The organism is Massilia orientalis (genome assembly GCF_030411975.2).
Lineage (GTDB): Bacteria > Pseudomonadota > Gammaproteobacteria > Burkholderiales > Burkholderiaceae_D > Telluria > Telluria orientalis.
Genome location: NZ_JASNRB020000037.1, coordinates 1 through 22,011 on the forward strand (window position 1 = coordinate 1; position 22,011 = coordinate 22,011).

19 protein-coding genes and 1 pseudogene are annotated in these 22,011 nt (G+C 56.5%); 11 read left to right on the forward strand and 9 right to left on the reverse strand.

Annotation, left to right across the window (positions count from 1 at the left end):
- Positions 1–236 precede the first annotated feature (236 nt).
- Entirely contained in the window at positions 237–659 is a 423-nt protein-coding gene (locus tag QPK29_RS31180) for a helix-turn-helix domain-containing protein (protein WP_371772160.1), read from the reverse strand.
- 194 nt (positions 660–853) lie between these two features.
- Here QPK29_RS31180 and QPK29_RS31185 point away from each other — a divergent pair, with 194 nt between their 5' ends.
- From QPK29_RS31185 to QPK29_RS31210, 6 genes and pseudogenes are all read left to right on the forward strand, one after another.
- A complete protein-coding gene (locus QPK29_RS31185) occupies positions 854–1,090 on the forward strand; it encodes a hypothetical protein (protein ID WP_371772159.1) in 237 nt (78 codons plus the stop codon).
- Positions 1,091–1,384: 294 nt separating this feature from the next.
- On the forward strand, positions 1,385–1,576 hold the full coding sequence (locus QPK29_RS31190) for a hypothetical protein (protein WP_400189908.1): 192 nt from the start codon (positions 1,385–1,387) through the stop codon (positions 1,574–1,576).
- Position 1,577: 1 nt separating this feature from the next.
- Positions 1,578–1,931: pseudogene (locus QPK29_RS31195) on the forward strand (type I restriction endonuclease); the annotation flags it as partial.
- Positions 1,932–2,021: 90 nt separating this feature from the next.
- Complete coding sequence (locus QPK29_RS31200) at positions 2,022–4,127, forward strand: DEAD/DEAH box helicase family protein (protein WP_371772161.1); 2,106 nt, start codon at positions 2,022–2,024, stop codon at positions 4,125–4,127.
- A 17-nt stretch (positions 4,128–4,144) separates the two neighbouring features.
- Positions 4,145–6,631: an N-6 DNA methylase gene (locus QPK29_RS31205; RefSeq protein WP_371772158.1), complete on the forward strand. Its 2,487-nt coding sequence runs from the start codon at positions 4,145–4,147 to the stop codon at positions 6,629–6,631.
- A 2-nt stretch (positions 6,632–6,633) separates the two neighbouring features.
- Positions 6,634–7,350 (forward strand): hypothetical protein, encoded by a 717-nt coding sequence (locus QPK29_RS31210; RefSeq protein ID WP_371772157.1) that lies wholly within the window; start codon positions 6,634–6,636, stop codon positions 7,348–7,350.
- Positions 7,351–7,694: 344 nt separating this feature from the next.
- On the opposite strand, the gene QPK29_RS31215 is transcribed toward QPK29_RS31210, so the two are convergent.
- The 8 genes from QPK29_RS31215 to dnaA all read right to left on the reverse strand — a co-directional run bounded on the left by QPK29_RS31215 (position 7,695) and on the right by dnaA (position 17,398).
- A complete protein-coding gene (locus tag QPK29_RS31215) occupies positions 7,695–8,150 on the reverse strand; it encodes a DUF6527 family protein (RefSeq protein ID WP_371772156.1) in 456 nt (151 codons plus the stop codon).
- On the reverse strand, positions 8,147–9,331 hold the full coding sequence (locus QPK29_RS31220; protein ID WP_371772155.1) for a ThiF family adenylyltransferase: 1,185 nt from the start codon (positions 9,329–9,331) through the stop codon (positions 8,147–8,149). The genes QPK29_RS31215 and QPK29_RS31220 overlap by 4 nt, the downstream gene beginning before the upstream one ends.
- The gene (locus QPK29_RS31225; protein ID WP_371772154.1) at positions 9,306–10,049 is read right to left on the reverse strand and encodes a multiubiquitin domain-containing protein; all 744 of its coding nucleotides are present in this window, start codon (positions 10,047–10,049) and stop codon (positions 9,306–9,308) included. The genes QPK29_RS31220 and QPK29_RS31225 overlap by 26 nt, the downstream gene beginning before the upstream one ends.
- Positions 10,050–10,166: 117 nt before the next feature.
- Positions 10,167–10,718, reverse strand: a complete 552-nt coding sequence (locus QPK29_RS31230) for a helix-turn-helix domain-containing protein (protein ID WP_371772153.1) — start codon at positions 10,716–10,718, stop codon at positions 10,167–10,169.
- Between the two features lie 9 nt (positions 10,719–10,727).
- Entirely contained in the window at positions 10,728–11,816 is a 1,089-nt protein-coding gene (locus tag QPK29_RS31235; RefSeq protein WP_400189909.1) for an ATP-binding protein, read from the reverse strand.
- Between the two features lie 233 nt (positions 11,817–12,049).
- Positions 12,050–14,554, reverse strand: a complete 2,505-nt coding sequence (gene gyrB, locus QPK29_RS31240) for a DNA topoisomerase (ATP-hydrolyzing) subunit B (RefSeq protein ID WP_056330052.1) — start codon at positions 14,552–14,554, stop codon at positions 12,050–12,052.
- A 229-nt stretch (positions 14,555–14,783) separates the two neighbouring features.
- Positions 14,784–15,890, reverse strand: a complete 1,107-nt coding sequence (dnaN, locus tag QPK29_RS31245) for a DNA polymerase III subunit beta (protein ID WP_056126907.1) — start codon at positions 15,888–15,890, stop codon at positions 14,784–14,786.
- A 95-nt stretch (positions 15,891–15,985) separates the two neighbouring features.
- Positions 15,986–17,398: a chromosomal replication initiator protein DnaA gene (gene dnaA, locus QPK29_RS31250; RefSeq protein WP_371763268.1), complete on the reverse strand. Its 1,413-nt coding sequence runs from the start codon at positions 17,396–17,398 to the stop codon at positions 15,986–15,988.
- A 475-nt stretch (positions 17,399–17,873) separates the two neighbouring features.
- Between dnaA and rpmH the strand changes: the two genes are divergently transcribed.
- The 5 genes from rpmH (at position 17,874) to mnmE (ending at position 21,944) form a co-directional block, all read left to right on the forward strand.
- Positions 17,874–18,008 (forward strand): 50S ribosomal protein L34, encoded by a 135-nt coding sequence (gene rpmH, locus QPK29_RS31255; RefSeq protein WP_075796440.1) that lies wholly within the window; start codon positions 17,874–17,876, stop codon positions 18,006–18,008.
- A 33-nt stretch (positions 18,009–18,041) separates the two neighbouring features.
- Positions 18,042–18,485, forward strand: coding sequence for a ribonuclease P protein component (gene rnpA / locus QPK29_RS31260; protein WP_082577557.1), 444 nt, complete (start codon positions 18,042–18,044; stop codon positions 18,483–18,485).
- Entirely contained in the window at positions 18,482–18,742 is a 261-nt protein-coding gene (yidD, locus tag QPK29_RS31265) for a membrane protein insertion efficiency factor YidD (protein ID WP_056126914.1), read from the forward strand. Before rnpA ends, yidD begins: the two co-directional genes overlap by 4 nt.
- 9 nt (positions 18,743–18,751) lie before the next feature.
- Positions 18,752–20,407, forward strand: coding sequence for a membrane protein insertase YidC (yidC, locus tag QPK29_RS31270; protein WP_056126916.1), 1,656 nt, complete (start codon positions 18,752–18,754; stop codon positions 20,405–20,407).
- Between the two features lie 157 nt (positions 20,408–20,564).
- On the forward strand, positions 20,565–21,944 hold the full coding sequence (mnmE, locus tag QPK29_RS31275) for a tRNA uridine-5-carboxymethylaminomethyl(34) synthesis GTPase MnmE (RefSeq protein WP_371763271.1): 1,380 nt from the start codon (positions 20,565–20,567) through the stop codon (positions 21,942–21,944).
- Positions 21,945–22,011 lie beyond the last annotated feature (67 nt).

The following is a 22,011-nucleotide window of genomic DNA, read 5'->3' on the forward strand; positions in this document are numbered from 1 at the left end:
GCATCACACCAAAACAGAAACTTGCCCTTGCCGCTTAACCTCTACTTTTAGCTCGCTCTAAAAATGGGGGGATTACCATAGCAATGCCTGCACGAGGCGATGTACTTCGTGCAAAACACTGCTACAAAGGAAAAGGGGCTTGACGTGAGATGAGGAAGCCGCAATACTGAAGACGCCAATCAGCTGTATTGAGAGTTACTCTCACTCACGGGGCAAGCCGCAAGGTTTGTCCCGTTTTACATTTTCACCTCCTGTTTGTTGCGCCGGCGCAGGCGCCTAGTGGGTTCATGCAAAGCTTGGTTGGTATCGGCGGTGATCCGCAGGACCTCACGTATCGCGCGCACCTGGCTGGACGTTAAAAAATCTAGCTGATCCCTCAATTCCTTGAACATCCAAAAAATCTCCTGAGGCTTGTTTGCGTCAAGCACGACCTTACGTCGTGATGCCTCTACTGCAAGGTCCAATCTTTTCCGCTCATCTTCGGAGAGGGACAGGACTACGGCTAACCGTTCCAGAAATTCTGGCGTCGGAGGACCTTTCGTGCCAATTTCCAATGCGGAAATATAGCTTTGTTCATAGCTCATCTGTTCGGCCAAATCTGATTGGCGGACATTGCGTTGCATCCTCAGCTCATGTAGGTAGTGTGAGAAAGGGCTCACTAAAAAACTCGTCTTGTAACTTAGAGATACTGGGAAGAGTAGGAGAAAAACAATCGAATGTCAAAAGAAAAAGGCTGCGTAGTCAATGGCTAAAGTGATATTAATATATTAGGAAATTCTGCAAATTTCTTTGCTTTTCATATCGGCGCTTAAAAGGTATAAATTTGGTTTTGTAAAACCAATGGATAAACGTCATGGCGAAAAAGAAATCTGATTCAACGATTACTGATCGAGCCAAAACACATCTCGAACGGCTATTTGACGGCGGTGGGAAGCGGCTTGTCGTAGATCTCGATGCTCAGAGTGTCGTGCGACTCCGCGATCTTATTGAGAGACAGTATGGGGCAACGCAAAAAGATGTCGTGTCAAGGGCGATCGCCGAAGCTCATTCGAGATCGAGCGAAGCTGCAGAACGAGATGGTGGTTTCTGACGTCAGAAGGTCAAGTCAGTTATCGATGAGAATCTCGAGTGGCAGATGCGAGGCCACCCAGAAACTAACAACCACTTGCCCTACTGGCTCGACGCCCATCATGGACGGCTTTGTCCCGCAAACCCATTGGTAACTCTGCAACTGTCTCTCGTAATTGTTAGCCCTTCTACCTCGTGCAAGTGTAGGGATGTTTGTTAACGATCGGCTCAGCCAGCTCGTCTTGCTGCATGTTGAGGCTGTTCAATGCACGTAAAGTGCAGTACATTTGCACGACAGCAATGACGGGACCTTACGATGTCACGCCTGAAGGACGAAACCCTCTCCATCCGAACCTCCGCCGAGATCAAGCAACTAATACGCTCAGCTGCTGAGCGTGAGCGCCGCTCGGTCGCGTCAATGATCGAAATCCTAGTGCTGGAGTATGCCCGAGCGCATGGCCTGAAGACGAACTGTCAACGCGATGAATCAGATAAGGGAGGCGTTTGACATGGCGGCAGCGAAAGAAGCGCAAGCACGAATCAAGATCAACAAGCTGTTGGAGTCAGCAGGCTGGAGGTTCTTTGATGGCAAAGATGGTAAGGCAAATGTGGCGTTGGAGCCCAACGTCAAGCTGAGCCATGACCAGGTCAACAACCTTGGAGAAAACTTCGAGTCGACCAAAAATGGGTTTATTGATTTCTTACTGCTGGACGAAAAAAGCTTCCCACTTGTCGTTCTGGAAGCGAAAGCAGAAGATAAAAATCCGCTGGTAGGCAAGGAGCAAGCGCGCACGTACGCTAAGTCGCTCAACTGTCGATTCGTCATCCTCTCCAACGGCAACCTGCACTACTTCTGGGATCTGCAGCAGGGCAATCCTCACGTTATCACTGTATTCCCAACCCCAGATTCGCTCAAGAGCTATCAGAAGTTCGAGCCGGATCAGAATCGCTTAATGACAGAGACCGTCGGACGCGACTACATCGTCCAGACGCAACTGCCAGGTTACGACAAAGAGGCTGGCTGGCTTAATGCTGATGAGCGCTCAGCATTTATCGCCAAGAACAAGCTCCGGTTTTTGCGTAACTACCAGAGGAAGGCGCTTAATGCGATTCAAGACGCTGTGGCCGAAGGCTCGACCCGTTTCCTTTGCGAAATGGCAACGGGCACAGGCAAAACCCTCACTTCGGCGGCGGTCATCAAATTGTTTCTGCGCACAGGTAACGCCCGCCGCGTGCTGTTCCTCGTAGACCGCTTGGAGCTCGAAGACCAAGCCGCGAAAGCATTCAAGGACTACCTGAAAAACGACTACGCAACGGCCATCTACAAAGAACGGCGTGACGACTGGCGTAAGGCCGAGATCGTGGTCACTACAGTGCAATCGCTGCTGTTCAACAATAAGTACAAGCGTCTGTTCTCGCCGACCGACTTTGATCTAGTCATTTCGGACGAAGCGCATCGCTCTATTGGCGGTAACGCGCGGGCTGTCTTTGAGTATTTCGTGGGCTATAAGCTGGGCCTGACGGCAACGCCGCGCGACTATCTGAAGAGCTTCGACGCTAGCAAGCCCACTACCCGCGATCCGCGTGAGCAAGAGCGCCGTTTGCTACTGGACACTTACCGTACTTTTGGCTGTGACTCTGGGCAACCGACGTTTCGTTACTCGCTACTGGATGGGGTCAAGGACGGTTTTTTGATCAACCCAGTAGTGGTGGACGCGCGGACCGACATCACCACCAAATTGCTTTCTGAGCAAGGCTATGCAGTGATGGTGCCGGCCGGCGATGAAGGACAACAAGAGCAGAGCTTCGTTTCCAAAGATTTCGAAAAGAAATTCTTCTCCCAAGCCACCAACGAGCTCTTCTGCCAGACTTTCATGAAGAACGGTCTGCGTGACCCCGTGACTGGTGAATTCGGCAAGGGCTTGGTATTCGCGGTCAGTCAGAGCCACGCAGCCAAGCTGACCCAGACCCTGAATGAGCTGGCAGACAAACTGTGGCCTGGCAAGTATCAATCGGATTTCGCAGTGCAAGTGACATCGAGCGTCCCAGATGCCCAGCAGTACACCATCAACTTTACCAACAACAATCTGCTGGGCTCTGCCAACTTCAACGCGCTCTACAAGACCAGCAAAGCACGCGTTTGCGTTACCGTAGGTATGATGACCACGGGCTACGACTGCCCAGACATCCTGAACCTCGCGTTAATGCGTCCAGTGTATTCACCATCCGATTTCGTCCAAATCAAAGGACGCGGAACCCGCAAGCACAACTTTCTCGAACAGCTATTCGACGAAGACCTGAAACCGCTGATCAACGAACCCGAGAAAACACGCTTCAAGTTCTTCGACTTTTTCGCCAACTGCGAGTATTTCGAGGAGAAATTTGACTACGACGAAGTGCTCAGGCTGCCAGCCCGTGCCAGCGAGGGTGATGGTCAGGGGGGCGAGCCGCCGCCGCCTCTTGCCGGCGTGTACGAGCACACTGGTGCTGACGCCATTCACCATGTAGCTGAACAGCAAATCGGCTATGAAGGTATGAAGATCGATCGGATGTTCTTTGAGAAGTTCGAAGACCAAGTTAAGGCCGACCCAACGCTACAGCAACAGGTTGAAAACGAACAATGGGAGCAGGCCATTGACTACGTGGTCAGCCATCTGTTCGACAAACCGAATGATCACTTCAACCTCGACAAGTTGCGTCGTGCAGCAGGTGTTGATCGTCGCCTGAGCTTGAAGGAAATCCTGCAAAAGATCTTCGGCTTGATCCCGTACTTCAAGAGCAAGGACGAGCTCTTGGAAGACGAGTTCCAAGAGTTCTTGCTCGCGAATCAGAGCAGGCTTGCTGAAGACCAAGGTGCAGCCGTGCTGGCGATGAAGTACTTTTTCAAGGCCTATGCTAGTGACGCTGCGCTGCGCGCCATTATCGATGGTAAGCGTTTCGGGGAGCTAAACGTCAACCCCGCCTTTGGTGTGGGCGACTTGCGAGCCGTGCCGCCGGAATGGCGTCAGCAAATACCGGAGTACGTTAAGGACTACGTATCTCTGAACCAATTCATGTAATCACAGAAAAGAAAGCCGTGCTGGATACCGACACCAAACGCCGTATTGACTCTTGCCGCGACATCCTTGTCGGCAAGGTACCCGATCCCAAGAGCCAGGTCGAACAGATCACCATTGCATTGATCTACAAATTCATGGACGACATGGACGCTCAGTCCGAGGAGTTTGGTGGGAAGCGCAGCTTCTTCGTCAATGGTTTCGAGAAATATAGCTGGAGCAAGCTATTGGCGCCTAGCATGGGTGGCCAGGATACGCTGAACCTATATTCTGAGGCCGTCGGTAAAATGACTGAGAACACGCATCTGCCGACGCTGTTCCGTGACATTTTCAAGAACGCCTACCTGCCGTATCGCGACCCGGAAACGCTTAAAGCTTTCCTAAAGGAGATCGATGGTTTTTCCTACGACCACTCTGAGCGGCTGGGCGATGCTTTTGAGTATCTTTTATCAGTGCTGGGCAGCCAGGGCGACGCGGGTCAATTCCGGACACCACGCCATATCATTGATTTCATTGTGCGCGTCATCAATCCACAGAAGCATGAGCGCATTCTCGATCCTGCCTGCGGTACAGCCGGCTTTCTGATCTCTGCTTGGAAGTACATCCTTGATCAGAACCAAGAGCACAAACCCGGTGACAAGCTGACGCCAGACGAGCGCAATAAACTTGCTGTCAATATCCGCGGCTACGACATCTCGCCAGACATGGTGCGCTTGTCTTTGGTAAACCTCTACCTGCATGGCTTCATCGACCCGCACGTGGATGAGTACGACACTCTAACTAGCGAGGATAAGTGGAACGAACATGCAGATGTAATCCTCGCTAATCCGCCCTTCATGTCGCCTAAGGGCGGCATCAAGCCGCATAAGCGCTTCTCCATCCAGGCCACACGCTCGGAAGTGCTGTTTGTTGATTACATCCACGAGCACCTAAGTCCTAACGGTCGGGCTGGAATAATTGTGCCGGAAGGCATCATCTTTCAGAACGGCACTGCTTACAAAGCCTTACGTAAGTTACTGGTGCAAAATTCGCTGGTCGCCGTAGTTTCGTTGCCCGCGGGTGTGTTCCAGCCCTATAGTGGCGTCAAAACCTCGATTTTGATTCTCGACAAGCGGCTAGCGAAACAGACTGACAAGGTTTTGTTTGTGAAGGTCAGCAACGACGGTTTTGCGCTAGGTGCTCAACGTCGACCCATAGGGCATGACGATCTGCCGCAAGCGGAAAAGGCGCTGGAAGTGTTCTTCTCGGACCCGACCTCATTTGAAAGCTGCAATCTTGCACAAGCAATTAAACGTACGACCCTTTCTGAAAGTGGCGAATGGAATCTCAGCGGCGACAGATACAAAACAACTGAATTTAAACATTCTCATTATCCAGTTGTTCCTGTAGTTGACGTTTGTGATATCAATCCGAAAAAATCTGAACTTGCTGACCTTCCGGTAACGACTTCGGTTTCATTTGTGCCGATGCAGGACATTTCCGAGAATCGCATTTCTTTTCATCCAAGGCAAGAGCGTTCTTTATTTGAAGTTCGAGATGGCGCATATACTTACTTCCGCGACGGCGACATTCTTTTAGCCAAGGTAAGTCCGTGCTTTGAAAATGGAAAAGCCGGGTTGGCGCATGGATTGAAAAATGGAATCGGCTTCGGTTCAAGCGAATTCTATGTGCTGCGAGTTTCTGAGCGTATTATTCCTGAATATTTATATTACATAGTTACTTCGGAACGTTTTCACTCCGAAGCTACCTCGCAGATGACCGGGACAGGTGGTCTTCAGCGTGTGCCACGAGCAGTCCTAGAGTCATTTAAAATTCCTCTCCCCACTATTGAAGAGCAACGCGAAATCGTCGATGAGATCACAGGCTATCAGAAGATCATTGACGGCGCGCGTCAAGTGCTGGAGAACTATCAGCCTCATATCGCAGTAAAAAAGCAGTGGCCGGTGAAATCACTTTCGTCGCTATGCTTAGCAATCACCGACGGCGACCATCAACCGCCGCCAAAGTCGAATGAAGGCGTACCGTTTATAACTATCTCAAATATTGATAACGGCGATATCGATTTTAGTAAAACCTTTTTTGTATCAGAGAAGTATTTTGAGGCCCTCGGTCCTACTAAAAGACCTCGCAGAGGAGATATCCTTTATACCGTAACGGGCTCTTTCGGTATTCCTGTTTTGATTCAATCGGAAAAGAAATTTTGCTTTCAACGTCACATTGGCCTAATCCGACCCGCGGAATCCATCAACGAAAAATATCTCTATTACATTCTGAGATCTGATTACGCTTATCGCCAAGCAGAGCAAGCAGCAACAGGCGTCGCTCAAAAGACGGTCTCACTTAGTTCTTTGCGAAATTTCAACATTCCCATTCCTTCCATTGAAGAGCAAAAAAGAATTGTTGACGAACTTGATGCGGAACAAGTCTTGATCGGCGCGAATAAGGAATTGATCACCCGTTTCGAAACAAAGATAAAGGTTGCGATAGATCGAGTCTGGGAAAACTAAACATGGACGAAGCACTCGAAATCCACGACTATTTACCGCTGGCCTACCCATCGGCCAGTGAAGGAGAGTACATCCGCTTTCTGTGGGAAGGGTTTGAAAGCAACTACAATTCAGGAAAGTATCAGTTCGCCATGCTTGCTTTCCATATGCTTTACATGAGCTATGTATATTTCTCGGTATGGCAGATCAAGCAAGCGAAGCGCGAAGCATTCACCCATGCCGTGTTGTTTCAGCAAAAGGAAAAGGAGTTGTTGACGGCTACTTCTCCCTTTACCTTCAGCGAAGTGAACGAAAGGAGCATCTTCAAGTTCTTGCGCTTGACTGGTTGCGAAAACCAGCACATTGGCAAATTCCAGAAATTAGTCGATCAACGCAACGAGATCGCCCATCCCAACGGCAACATCTTCTTCAGTGACCAGAAGAGGGCGGACCAGCGGATCGAAGAAGTCATGCAACAAGTGCGTGGCATTCAAGCATACATGCCGCCCGTTCTTCATAGATGCTTCATGCAGTTTCTACGTGACAGTGTTAACCCGGATGAGCGCGAGATTGCAGATATCAACGATCATGTCGAGATAAACTTTTTGCACAAGCATTACACGTCTCGCAAGGACATAGAAGAGTGCCTTAACTGCAATCTGAACGAGCTTGATGCCAGTCCTTTTCAAGACGAAATCCAAGCATTGGTCGGCGCGTTACGCACAAGACTGGAGGACTGACATGTTTCATTCCATCGCTTAGGACTGAGCATTTCGATTAATTACGCGCGAGGTGGGCGAGGATGCTCTACTAGCTGAAGACCTTCTGGATAGGCGGACCCAAAACGGCTTACTATTTCACTTTAATGTCCAAGTTGAAACGCAGGGGGCTTTATATGGGAGCATTCGGGTTAAGCCGGGTTACAGAACATATTTACAGATAACAAGATAAGAACCTCAAGGGACGGAATAGGAGACAATTTCCCCTGGGCCAGGTTTGCGCAGCGGACGTCGATAAGCAGGGAATAAACATACATCTCAAAAAAAAGAAGAAGGAGCGATTGCTCCCTCTTCATCACCGATGGTCACCTAGCAAATAACCGCTTCCACCACGCGACAAGCCTTTGAATGCGCGTCCGACGCAAAGGAGGCAGAGGCTTACGCAGATGTTCTTGAGGCATCGGGGGTGTTTCATTTAGCTGCCTGTAATAGCTCAGCTTGCATGCCTTATTCCGCTGACGACCTTGCGCGATGGCCTTGTTCGACATGTTACCGGCCCATATCACTTCACCATCCCAGATGAAATAATGTGAACGGCATGGGAAGGCCCAGTTTCCGATTGACGGATCTAGCGTCGCCCGGTGCTGGTCAATTGTTATCGACCAGTCCGTCGGTGAAAGGGGGGTGATAACCTCCCGTCCGCATCCGCATGCGCATAGATGCCCAGCCACGTCTCTGTCCGTCGTCACGTACAATGTGCCCACCTGCAGCCTTTCCGGAATGGAGTCGACCACCTGATGCTTGAACCGTTCAGACCTCATTGCTGCTCGAGCCGGCTGAGTTGGTTCAGGTTCACGCTAAACGTGGTCTCGTACTCGTCGTGGTCATTGAGATAGAAGCCGCTCATCCGCTTCCATTTTGCGACTGCCAGCGCGGCATTCAGACAGTTGAAGTCCGCGACTTGGATGTTCGACGCGTACAATTCTTCGTCGCGGTCCACCTTGGGAATGCGGGTGAGTGCGATGTCACGGGTCGATGGCGTGCTGACAGTCACTCGGCACGTGCCCCAGATTGATTCCTGATCATGGGACAGGTTCAAACCCATTCCGACATCGATCACCGTGACCCCGGTATCGGCGAGAGCTCGAAGGACGAGGTGCCGGACTTCCCCACGGTCGGCACACAGGAACACGTAGTCGAACCTGGCAAGTTCCATCACGTTATCCACGTGGATCATGACCTCATGGGGCACGATGCCGCGCCGCATCGTCGCATAATGCTCGCTGAGATACTTCACCTTCGTAATCCCACGATCAAGAATTTCTCGCGAGATAGCACCCGGAAAGCGAAAGGCATTGTGGGGCCGCAGCATATCTGCGTCGAAGAGGTGAATCTCCGCAGCATGGGTTTTCGCAACGAGATCCAGCGCATAGCTGCCGGTCCCGCCCAAACCGACGAACGCGATGCGTTGCTGACAGAAGCGGGCCGCCAAGCGCTGAATGCCGGCGCGACTTGACGCAGTGTCCTGGTACAGAAACACCGAGTTTTCCTCGATGGGCTCACGCGTCCGGAACGTCCTGGCGTCGGCGCTGGGATCCAACGCCTTGGCCTGGCCCGAGATGACCCGCACATAGCTGGTAATCTTCTCGTAGTAATTCTCGTAATAGCCACACTTGGGCTTATTGGAGAAATGGTGCTGAGCGGTGATCCCTTCGGCAAGTTTGAACTCGGTGCTCTGGCAACGGATCTGAACGAGGTCAGTGCCGTCTGCCTTGCAGGGATGCTCACCAATAAAGTGGACTTGATGAGTGCTCGGCCGCCCGAGCACGTCCGGGGTGGCCATAGTGAGCTCGGACACGATCACCCCATGCGCTACCTGCTTATTCGACGTGGCATAGGGCACCGAATGGACCAGCAGGTAGCCGGAACGGATTTCGATTTCGAAGCCCTCGTTGATGAGGCGCTGCAGCTCTGGATTACGACTTATCAGTAGGCGTGACATAGAATTTCATCCCTTCCTTAACAGTGACCGATTGGGTATCCACCAGCGACCCGTTGGGGTTTTGGTGCGGGCCGGAGGCATAATCGATCGAGTAGATGATCTGGTCGCTGGGCACGGCTTCGGGGTACGCCAGTTTGACCACCTCCCAGTAGGTCAGCACGCGGTGGTCGACCACTCGATCGCGTGAGTTCACCTTGATCGTGATCTGGATCGTGCGCGTAACAAAGCGTTCGGTGCCCGGGCTCGCAAGGTCAACCATTTCATTGTCATCGATCACGCGGTCATGGCCGCCTGCGGCATCTAGCCAGACTTCAGTGGTTTCACTCGGCATGCCTGCGAGCCGCTTGATCGTTGCGCCCGAGATGTACGACGCGCCCCAGTCGAACGCGCGCTCGTCCAAGAAGAAGCGAAACGAGCGGTCGCTGCGGAACACGAGGAATTTCTCAGTGCCAGCATTCCGCAAATCTACCGTCTGCTCAGGGCGCACCATCTCCAGCGCACCATCGCGCAGAATTTGAAACAACAAGAAGTCGCTTGCTGGGCGAGCGTTCGCGATGGACAGGATTTGGCTGCCGGTCAGCACTGGGTCATCGATGACCTTGGGCGTGAACTGCAGGGACTGGTCACTGATTTGGATCTCGAACAGCCCAGGACCGCTATGGGTGGTTGTGCCGCAGTGATTGTTCGAAGAAATGGAAGAAGAAGAGGTCAAATTCATTGCAGAGCCCTTTATTTCTGCTTAAATGAAGCCGTTTAAGGCTGGGCCGCACTACTTGCTGCGGGACGCCCTTAGCGTAACACAACATTTCTGATTAAAGCAAGCGGTTTAAGCAGATTATCGGATTGCTGTGTATTTGAACTCGATGCCGCCCGATTCAGCAGCCTCTTCGGCGCGCAACACATAGCCGGCGGCGACCAAACCTTTAAGCCGGGTGCTCGCGTTCTGAACAGAGAGCCCGAGATCCGCAGCTACCTGGGCGGCAACCACGGAACGCTTCTCGAGAACGTACTCAACAAGACTACGGGTGGAAGGGTTCAGTTCGGGGCCAATTACTTCGAAATTGGCATCGTTCCAAATGACGAGCGGCTGATCCTTGGCGCGCGCTGCGTAGGTCCAGTTGTCTATCAGGTCGCGATCGCGGAAGTCCGTCAGGAAAACACCACGTTCGCCACGAAAATGTTTCGCCACTGAGACGACACTTTCGCGAGGGAAGGAGGCATCGGTAGCCTCGATACCATCTAAAGAAACGCCGAAGATCCGAGTACGAGGATGCTCTTCAATGAAATCGACGAGCTTACGAAATACACTTTTCCCTTCAATATTTCCGTAAGGGCTCGTGTTGCTCGTAAAGTTAAGCAACTTCACGATGGTAGGGTTCTGATTCATTGCGGTAATTTAAGCAGACTTGCTCGCCGCGTCAAGCTTAAACTCAAAGCAGATGTGCGTACCGTCTAGGTGCGCGAGGTTGAGCCGATGGCCGAACTGGACACCGTTGTGGTCATGGTAAACACGGAGCTCAAAGTCACTCTGGCGAACTGAGATCTTTGCGCGGAACTTTTTGGCGACATCGCGAGATAGCTTAAGCCCGATCCCGCGCCCGTCGGTATCGACTTGGCTAAGCCCCCCGCTTTTAAAAACCTCAGTAAGCAAAGCTACGCCAGAGTGCTGGGCGGAAGCCATGATCTGAGCGACATGAGGATATTTCTCTGGAACCACGGGCGCTAAGGTACCTACAATACCCCGGCCGTTATCTGAGATGACCGCTTGAATCTTCCTAGCCCTGGGGTAGAACTGCAGACACGCAAACCCTGGGGATGCGGTATCGGAATGGTCCAGAACATTGCCGAACAGTTCTGCAAGCACCGTAAATGCGGCCTGTGAGTAGCTGCCACCAGCGCAGCTAACGAAGCTATGCTGCAGTAGGCTTGGGATGTTTGTGTCTGGTGAAGCAGGATCGATGAGTCTGAACTCAATGACGCCGTCATTGTTGCCTTGGTATGTCTTCGAAAGCCTACTGTTTGGTCGCCCAGGCAATACGTGGATTGCCTCGTTCAACACATCGAAGAACCCAACGCGATCCAAATAGGAAAGAGTTTTTTTTGAACCTTCGAAGTTAAGAGTGACAACCTTCCCAACAGCAACGAGCTGGTTGCAAAAAGCCAACAGCCGAGCAACAAACTCTAGCAGTGGTTTGCACCCGTCCTTCAAGACGAGTACTACCGCCGTGTGACGTGAGGTCAGAGGCGAAGTGCTAGAGAATGCCCTCTCAAAGTCCCCGGATGTCAGCCAGCCACTCCCCCCGAACTCGATGCGGTATTCAGCCGAGACGAGGGACCACCTAAACTCCGAATCTTTCTCAAACTTGTCCTGACAGTCATGTAGCAGGCGATTGAGTTCTGCGCGGTCCACCCCAAGCTTCGAGGCGATTGTCCGGGCCTTGGTACCAGGGTTCTCCTTAAGAAACGCACTTATCTGATCTAACATCGTTCTTAATCACATGCGTGCACTTGCAAAGAATTTGCGAGTGCAATTTCATCCTCAAGCAAACCTTGCACCAAGTCGAAGCCCCGCTGCGCACCACTTAACTGGGCGAGCAAACGAGCAGCCACTCTTTCAAGTGGCACATCGATTCAAGTCCGTCGGTCCTTTCAGTATCTGTGTCATCAGTTTTTCACTTACATGGCACGAATTTCACTTTCTATGGCACCCGACACACGTCAAACGTCGATATTCCCCGCCTGCAGCGCATTCGACTCGATGAAATTACGACGCGGCTCGACCTCGTCGCCCATCAGCGTCGTAAAGATCTGGTCCGCCGCAATGGCATCCTCGATCTGTACCTTCAGCAGGCGACGCACGGTCGGATCCATGGTCGTTTCCCACAACTGCTCGGGATTCATCTCGCCCAGACCTTTGTAGCGCTGCTTGGAGACGCCACGCTCGGCTTCTTCGCGCAGCCATTCCATGGCCTGCTGGAAGTCGCGCACGGCGAATTCCTTCATCTTCTCGCCTTCGCCGCGGCGGATGATGGCGCCTTCGCCCATCAGGCCCTGGAACGTCTCGGCCGAGTTTTCCAGCGTCTTGTAGTCGGCGCCGGCGACGAAGTCGGCGTCGATCGACGTCACTTGCACGTTGCCGTAGTGGATGCGTTCGATGCGCAGGCTGTGCTTGTCCGACAGTTCGTCCGAACGCACGCCCACCTTCACGCTCGGGTCGTGGATCGCGTCGGCCATCGCCTGCGCCGATTTCTCGGCCGCTTCCTGGGTCGACAGGTCCAGCTTCACGCCCGTCATGATGGCGGACAGGGCGGCGCGGTCGATCACGCGCGACAGGCGCATCATGATCGCGTTCGCCTTGTTGTACTTGTCGACCAGGTCGCCCAGCGCGCCGTCGGTGATCGTCTCCGCGCCTTCCTTCGGCATCAGGGCGGCACCGTTCAGGGCGAAGCGCATCATGTAGCTCGCTTCCTCGACGTCGTCCTTCAGGTAGCGCTCGTCGCGGCCGGCTTTCACCTTGTACAGCGGCGGTTGCGCGATGTAGATGTGGCCGCGTTCGACCAGCTGCGGCATCTGGCGGTAGAACAGCGTCAGCAGCAGGGTGCGGATGTGGGCGCCGTCGACGTCCGCGTCGGTCATGATGATGATGCGGTGGTAGCGCAGCTTGTCGACGTTGAATTCGTCCGGGCCGATCGACGTGCCGAGCGTTGCGATCAGCGTCGTGATCTGTTCCGACGACAGCATCTTCTCGAAGCGCGCCTTTTCCACGTTCAGCACCTTGCCGCGCAGCGGCAGGATGGCCTGGAACTTACGGTCGCGGCCCTGCTTGGCGGAACCGCCTGCGGAGTCACCCTCGACGATGTACAGCTCGGCCAGCGCCGGGTCGCGCTCCTGGCAGTCGGCCAGTTTCGACGACAGGCCCAGGCCGTCCATCACACCCTTGCGGCGGGTGAGGTCGCGGGCCTTGCGGGCGGCTTCGCGCGCGCGTGCGGCTTCCACGATCTTGCCGCAGATGATCTTGGCGTCGTTCGGCTTTTCCATCAGGAAGTCGGTGAGCGTCTTCGCCACGATTTCTTCGACCGGGCCGCGTACTTCCGACGACACGAGCTTGTCCTTCGTTTGCGACGAGAACTTCGGCTCAGGCACTTTCACCGACAGCACGCAGGTCAGACCTTCGCGCATGTCGTCGCCCGAGATCTCGACCTTGGCCTTCTTGGCGAAGTCGTTCTCGTCGATGTACTTGTTGATCACGCGCGTCATCGCCGCGCGCAGGCCCGTCAGGTGGGTGCCGCCGTCGCGCTGCGGGATGTTGTTCGTGAAGCAGAGCACTTGCTCGTTGTACGCGTCGTTCCACTGCATCGACACGTCGACGGAGACATTGGTGCCGTTTTCCGACATACGGTCGCCGGTCGCCTGGAACACGGTCGGGTGCAGGACGGTCTTGGACTTGTTGATGTACTCGACGAAGCCGCGGGTACCGCCCTCGAAGGCGAACACTTCTTCCTTGCCCGTGCGCTGGTCGGTCAGCTTGATGTTGACGCCGTTGTTCAGGAACGAGAGTTCACGGATGCGCTTGGACAGGATCTCATAGTGGAACTCGACGTGCGAGAAGATCTCCTCGTCGGCCCAGAAATGGACTTCCGTGCCGCGCTTGTCGGTTTCGCCGATGACCTTGATCGGCGAGACTTCCACGCCGTCGCGGATTTCGATGTCGCGGTTCAGCGGAACGCCGCGCTCGAATTCCATCTGGTGCACTTTGCCGTTCTGGCGGACGGTCACACGCAGCAGCTTCGACAGCGCGTTCACGCACGAGACGCCCACGCCGTGCAGGCCACCCGACACCTTGTACGCGTTCTGGTTGAACTTGCCGCCGGCGTGCAGTTCCGTCAGGGCGATCTCGGTCGCCGAGCGCTTGGGCTCGTGCTTGTCGTCCATCTTGATGCCGGTCGGGATGCCGCGGCCGTTGTCGGTGATCGAGACCGAGTTGTCGGAATGGATCGTGACGTGGATTTCGGAGCAGTAGCCGGCCAGGGCCTCGTCGATCGAGTTATCGAGCACCTCGAACACCAGGTGATGCAGGCCGGTGCCATCCGACGTGTCGCCGATGTACATGCCCGGACGCTTGCGTACCGCTTCCAGGCCTTCCAGAATCTGGATCGACGAGGCGCCGTACTCTTCCGCCTTGGCAGGGGAGGATTCCAAAACTGCTTGAGTGTTCTCGGACATGACTGCTTTCTCAAATAACGTGTGAATCAGACGGGCGGGCGAGGGGCCAGCTGTCTAGATCGTCAATAAATACGGGGAGCGGCTTCGATTGCGAACTTGGGTTCCCGCCTTCGCGGGAACGACGGATTGGGGCACGCGGCCTCGACACCGTCGTCCCTGCGCAGGCAGGGACCCAATCACCACTTGAATCCCCGCACAACAGGACGAATATATGGGCGTTTCGCCCTAATTAAATACGCATCGGCATGACGACATACTTGAAGTCGCCATTTTCCGGAATCGACATCAGCGCCGACGAATTCGAGTCGCCCAGCGAGATATTCACCTGGTCGCACTTCAGGTTGTTCAGCACGTCCAGCAGGTACGTGACGTTGAAGCCGATGTCGATCGTGTCGCCGCCGTAGTCGATTTCCAGCTCTTCCACCGCTTCTTCCTGGTCGGCGTTGGTCGAGCTGATCTTCATCGAGCCCGGGGAGATCATGCAGCGCACGCCCTTGAACTTGTCGCTCGTCATGATCGCGGCGCGCTGCAGCGAGCGCAGCAGCTCTTCGCGGCTGATCGTGAAGTCGTTCTTGTAACCCTTCGGGATCACGCGGGTGTAATCCGGGAACTTGCCTTCGACCAGTTTCGACACGAGTTCGATGTCGGCGAACGTCAGCTTGACCTGCGAAGCCGCGATGTCCAGGCGGACTTCGTCGTCGCTTTCTTCCAGCAGGCGCTGCAGTTCCAGGATGGTCTTGCGCGGGATGATCACTTCCTGGCGCTCGAACGTCTGCTCGGCCGTCACTTGCGCGAAAGCCAGGCGGTGGCCGTCGGTGGCGACGGCGATGACGTTGTTACCGTCCAGCACCAGCAGCAGGCCGTTCAGGTAGTAGCGGATGTCTTGCTGGGCCATCGCGAAGTGCACCATGTTGAACAGGTGCTTCAGCGTTTTTTGCGGCAGCGTGACGGTCGCGTTGTAGCTGTCGGCCACGGACACGGTCGGGAATTCCTCGGCCGCCAGCGTCTGCAGCGCGAAGCGCGACTTGCCGCTCTGGACGGTCAGGCGCTTGTTCAGCAGGGTCATCGTGACATCGCCCGATTCCGGCAGGGCGCGCAGGATGTCCAGCAGCTTGCGTGCCGCGACGGTCGTGCCCGTCTCTTCAGGACCCGAACCGATGTTGGCCAGGGTCGTGATCTGCACCTCGGTGTCGGTCGACAGGAACGAGACGCTTTCGCCAGTCTTGCGGATGAGGATATTGGCCAGAATCGGCATGGTGTGCCGACGCTCGACAATACCACTCACGATCTGCAGTGGCCGGAGAAGCGTGTCTCGGGTGGATTTGACCAGTTGCATAAATATCCTCGGTTATGGGTAGGGTAAAAATGTTGTTCGCGCAATATTTTGCCAGAAATCATCGGGGGCACCGCCTTTTCCCCCGCGTTCACGCATCAGCCTTTCAGGGTCTGTTCCAGCACGTGCAATTCGTGGTTGCACTCGGCGTTCTTGGTGCGGTCCTGGGCGATCTTGCGGACCGCGTGCAGCACCGTCGTGTGGTCGCGGCCGCCGAACAGTTCGCCGATTTCCGGCAGACTCTTCTGCGTCAGCTCTTTCGCCAGGTACATCGCGATCTGGCGCGGACGCGCGATGTTGGCCGGGCGGCGCTTCGAATACATGTCCGCGACCTTGATGTTGAAGAAATCGGCCACGGTCTTCTGGATGTTTTCCACAGAGATCTGGCGGTTCTGCACGGACAGCAGGTCTTTCAGGGCTTCCTTCACGACGTCGATCGTGATGTCCTTGCCGTGGAAACGCGAGTACGCGAGGATCTTCCTCAACGCGCCTTCCAGTTCGCGCACGTTCGAGCGCAGGTGTTTCGCGACGAAGAAGGCGACGTCGTCGTTCAGCATGACGCCTTCCGATTCCGCCTTCTTCATCAGGATCGCCACGCGCATTTCCAGTTCCGGCGGTTCGATCGCGACCGTCAGGCCCGAGTCGAAGCGCGAGATCAGGCGGTCGTCCATGCCCGTGATCTCTTTCGGATAGGTATCCGACGTGATGATGATCTGCTTTTTCGCTGCGATCAGTGCCTCGAACGCATAGAAGAATTCTTCCTGCGTGCGGCTCTTGCCACCGAAGAATTGAATATCGTCGATGAGCAGCATGTCCAGCGAGTGATAGTAATGCTTGAAGTCGTCGAAGCCTTTGCGCTGGTACGCGGTCACGACGTCGCGCACATACTGTTCCGCGTGGATATAGCGGATGCGCGCGCCCGGCTGGTCGGCCATTACCTGGTTGCCGATCGCGTGGATCAAGTGCGTTTTACCGAGGCCGACGCCGCCGTAGAAGAACAGCGGGTTGTACGAGACGCCCGGGTTGTTGGCGACCTGGATCGCGGCGGCGCGCGCCAGCTGGTTCGCCTTACCGGTCACGAAGTTCTCGAACGTGAGGTCCGGGTTGACGCGGCTCTGTTCGCGGCGCGGATTGTTCGCGATGACATTGTCCGGCGTGACGACGGGCATCTCCGGCACGGTCTTGTCGGCAGCAGCGTTGATGCCCAGCGCACCGCTGCTGGACGGCATCGGGGCAGGGGCCGACGACACCGCTTTTTTCGGCATGCTGTTCTTCGGGTCGAGCACGAACTGCACGTCGACCGGCCGCTGATAATGCTCGGACGCCAGCGCGGTGATGCGGTTGGCGAACTGCGACTTCACCCAGTCGAGCTTGAATCGATTGGGCGCCGCAATGCGCAGCTTGCCGTCCTCGTAGTCGAGGGCGACAAGTGGTTTGATCCACGCGGTATATTGCTGCGGTGTCAGCTCGAGCTCCAACTGGTTGGAACAGGTCTGCCAAAAGTTATCCATACATCGACTAAGTTAAGCGTAACACTCTATTTTACCTGTGTTCTCGCAAGTTATCCACAGGCGATACAGGAATTTTCCACCGAAACGGGAACGCCTGACGTGCGTCCGCAACCGTTTGCGGCGCACAATAGCGCGGTCTTGACACAACGGCCGCCTTGACAGTTGAAGTAAAAATGCTGAATAATTCAGGGTTCCCCGCCCGTACGCCTTGTTAATCCAACAAATGGCACACAGGCGACAAGCTTTGCTGTGGCGTGACGCTGGCTTAACAACTGCGAAATGTCATTGGCGCAATGCTGGCAACAGGGAGCTTCGAAGAACCGTCGCGAGCGGCAGCAGTTTTGAACGAGAAGCGCAGCTGTACGTGAGTACAGCGAGCATCGCAGTTCAAAAATGCAACGTGCAGCAGGTTATTCGACGCTATCCGTGAGCTCAGCCCCGATTTTGCATCTATTTTGCTTTAAGCGAGACCACCATGAAACGTACTTACCAACCTTCCGTCGTTCGTCGCAAGCGCACGCACGGCTTCCGCGCACGCATGGCTACCCGTGGTGGCCGTCTGGTTCTGAACGCTCGCCGCGCCAAGGGCCGCAAGCGTCTGGCTGTCTAAGCCGGAAAGCCGCATCGACCGCGCCTACGACATATGTCAGGCGAAGGTTCGCACGACTTTGCGCGCGTTCGGCGTATCGTAAAAACGGATGAGTTTTCATCCGTTTTTCGTTTGCGCCCTGCACAAAAAACCGCGCATTTCGTGCTCTATACCCGACCGAATGCCCTGCCTCATGCGCGGCTGGGCGTCGTCGCGGCCAAACGTTTTGCGCCGCGCGCGGTCACGCGCAACACCATCAAGCGCATCACGCGCGAACTGTTCCGGACCACGCAGTTGCCGGCGCTCGACTGCATCGTGCGCTTGTCGCGTCCGGTCAACGGCAAGGACGGTCCGGCGACGACGTCCGCGCTGAAGGCGCAGTTGCGCGTCGAGCTGGCGCGGTTGTTCGCGTCGCAGTTGCCGCGTCCACGTAAGGCCAATGCCGCTCCACAGGCGGCAAGCGTTGCGCCTTCAGGTTCGCAACCGGGACTATCATGAACCGGTTGCTCGTCTGGCTGTTGCGCGGTTACCAGTTGCTGGTGTCTCCGATGCTCGGACAGAACTGCCGTTTCTTTCCGACCTGTTCCAATTACGCGATCGAGGCCGTCAAGATCCACGGCGCCGCGCGCGGCGGATGGCTGGCCCTGCGCCGCGTCTGCCGCTGCCATCCGTGGAACGACGGCGGCGTCGACCTGGTACCGCGTCCCGGGGAGCAGCATTCCTCACCAACCGCTTGCGGTTGCAAGCATTCCTGAATAAGACCAATGGAAATCAATAAACGTACCATCCTGTGGATCGTGTTCGCCGTCTCGCTGGTCGTCCTGTGGAACGACTGGATGGTGGCCAACGGCAAGCAGTCGATGTTCTCGGCGCAGCCGCCGGCCAAGGTCGCGCAGGCCCCGAACCCGGCCAAGCCGAATGATCTGCCGACGGCCGCGACGCCGACCCCGGCCGGCACCGTCCCGGGCACGCCCGCGGCGCCCGCGCCCGTGCAGACCCAGGTCATCACCGTCACCACCGACGTCTATAAAGTCGACATCGACACGGCCGGCGGCGTGATCCGCCGCCTGGAGCTGCTGAAGTACCGCGACAAGGTCGACCATACGAAGAACCAGGTGCTGTTCCAGGCCAACGGTCCGCGCGTCTACCTCGCGCAGACGGGCCTGACCGGCACCAGCGCGGCCGGCGTCCTGCCGAACCACAACACCCCGTTCACGGTCCGTCCGGGCTCGCGCACGCTGGACAGCAACAACCAGGTGCAGGTCGTGCTGGACGCGGAGCAGGGTGGCGTGCGCCTGACCAAGACCTTCACGTTCAAGCGCAACGACTACGTGATCGACGTGCGCCACGACGTGACGAACCTGACCCAGGCACCGGTCACGCCGTCGCTGTACTTCCAGCTCGAGCATGACGGCATGAAGCCGGAAGGCGACACCTATTTCAACAGCAGCTACACGGGCCCCACGCTGTGGACGCCGGAAGAGCACTACCAGAAGCTGACGTTCGAGAAGATCGGCAAGGGTTCGGCCGACCACGCCAAGCAGTCGAAAGACGGCTGGATCGCGATCTCGCAGCACTTCTTCGTCTCGGCCTTCATCCCGCCGGCGAACACGCAGCGCGACATCTACACCAAGTCGCTGGGTAACAACCTGTTCGCCATCGGCGCCGTCGAGCCGCTGGGCACCGTCGCACCGGGCGCGACCGTCTCGAACGCCGCGCGCCTGTACTCGGGCCCGCAGGTGCAGAGCCTGCTGGAAGGCGTGACCCCGGGCCTGGACCTGGTGCGCGACTACGCGTGGGCCGCGATCATCGCCAAGCCGATCTTCGCCACGATGAACTGGCTGCACTCGATGATCGGCAACTGGGGCTGGACCATCATCGCCTTCACCATCCTGATCAAGCTGCTGTTCTTCCCGCTGTCGGCGGCCGGCTACCGCAGCATGGCCAAGATGAAGACGGTGACGCCGAAGATGCAGGCGATCCGCGAGCGTTTCAAAAACGATCCGGTCAAGATGCAGCAAGCCACGATGGAGCTGTACAAGGCCGAGAAGATCAACCCGCTGGGCGGCTGCCTGCCGATCCTCGTGCAGATGCCGGTGTTCCTGGCCCTGTACTGGGTGTTGCAGGCCGCGGTCGAGATGCGCGGCGCACCGTGGGTGGGCTGGATCCACGACCTGACGGCACCGGACCCGTACTTCATCCTGCCGATCCTGTACGCGATCTCGATGTTCATCACGCAGAAGCTGAACCCGCAGCCGGCCGATCCGGTGCAGGCCAAGATGATGATGTTCATGCCGCTGGCGTTCTCGGTCATCTTCCTGTTCTTCCCGTCCGGCCTCGTGCTGTACTGGGTCGTGAACAACCTGATCTCGATGGCGCAGCAGTACGTCATCACCAAGAAGTTCGCACCGGCCAAATAAAACCGCCCTGCTGACCGAAAAGCCCGTGTCCGCACGGGCTTTTTTATTTGAATAACTCGTCGTTCCCGCGAAAGCGGGAACCCATGCTGATTCGACCGAAGATGCTCAGTATGGATTCCCGCTTCCGCGGGAATGACGGCGATACTACAATCCCCCCATGAAACTCGACACCTCCCCCATCGCCGCCATCGCCACCGCCCCCGGCCGCGGCGGCATCGGTGTGGTGCGCGCCTCCGGCAAGAACCTCGCACCGCTCGTGGCCGCGCTGTTCCCCGGCACGAAGCTCGCGCCCCGCCACGCCACTTATCTGCCGTTCAAGGATGCCGCGGACACCGTCATCGACGAAGGCCTCGCGCTCTACTTCAAGGCGCCGCACTCGTACACTGGCGAGGACGTGCTCGAACTGCAGGGCCACGGCGGCCCCGTCGTGCTGCGCATGCTGCTCGCGCGCGTGCTGGAGGCGGGCCGCGACCTGGACCTGCGCCTCGCCGAGCCGGGCGAATTCACACGCCGCGCCTTCCTGAACGACAAGCTCGATCTCGCGCAGGCGGAGGCCGTCGCCGACCTGATCGATGCGTCCACCGAGGCTGCCGCGAAATCGGCGTCGCAATCGCTGTCCGGCGCGTTCTCGAAGGTCGTGCACGAACTGGTCGAGAAGACGATCAACCTGCGCATGCTCGTCGAAGCCACGCTCGATTTCCCGGAAGAGGAGATCGACTTCCTCGAGAAATCCAATGCGCGCGGCCAGCTGAAAGGCATCGTCGACGCGCTGGAAGCCGTGTTCCGCCAGGCCGCGCAAGGCGCGCTGCTGCGCGAGGGTTTGAATGTCGTGCTGGTCGGCCAGCCGAACGTCGGCAAATCGTCGCTGCTGAACGCGCTGGCCGGCTCGGACGTCGCCATCGTCACGCCGATCGCGGGCACCACGCGCGATAAAGTCAGCGAGACGATCCAGGTCGAGGGCATCCCGCTGAACATCGTCGACACGGCCGGCATCCGCGCCATCGACGAAGGCATCGACGTCGTCGAGCGCATCGGCATCGAGCGTACGTGGGGCGAGGTCGGCAAGGCGGACGTGATCCTGCACCTGCTCGACGCGAGCCTCGGCCCGGCCAAGGCCGACGAGGACATCGTCGCCGCGTTCCCGCCAGGCGTGCCCGTCGTGCGCATCTGGAACAAGATCGACCTGTCCGGACACAAGCCATCCGTGGACCAGGGCGCGGAGGCGGTCAACATCTACCTGTCCGCACACGAGAAGATCGGCATCGACCTGCTGCGCGCGGAACTGCTGCGCATCGCCGGCTGGCAGCAGACGGGCGAGTCGCTGTACCTCGCGCGCGAACGCCACCTCGTCGCGTTGCGCCAGGCACGCGAGCACCTGCGGTACGCCGCCGAGCATGCGGCGCAGGATGACCAGTCGCTCGACCTGTTCGCGGAAGAGCTGCGGCTCGCGCAGGATCAGCTGTCCAGCATCACCGGGCAGTTCACGCCGGACGATCTGCTGGGGGTGATCTTCAGCCGCTTCTGCATCGGCAAGTGAGCCGACAATCAGCCCGCTCCGGCGGGTTTTTTACGCCTGTCGTGTGTGATTGTGTGTGCAAATTCGG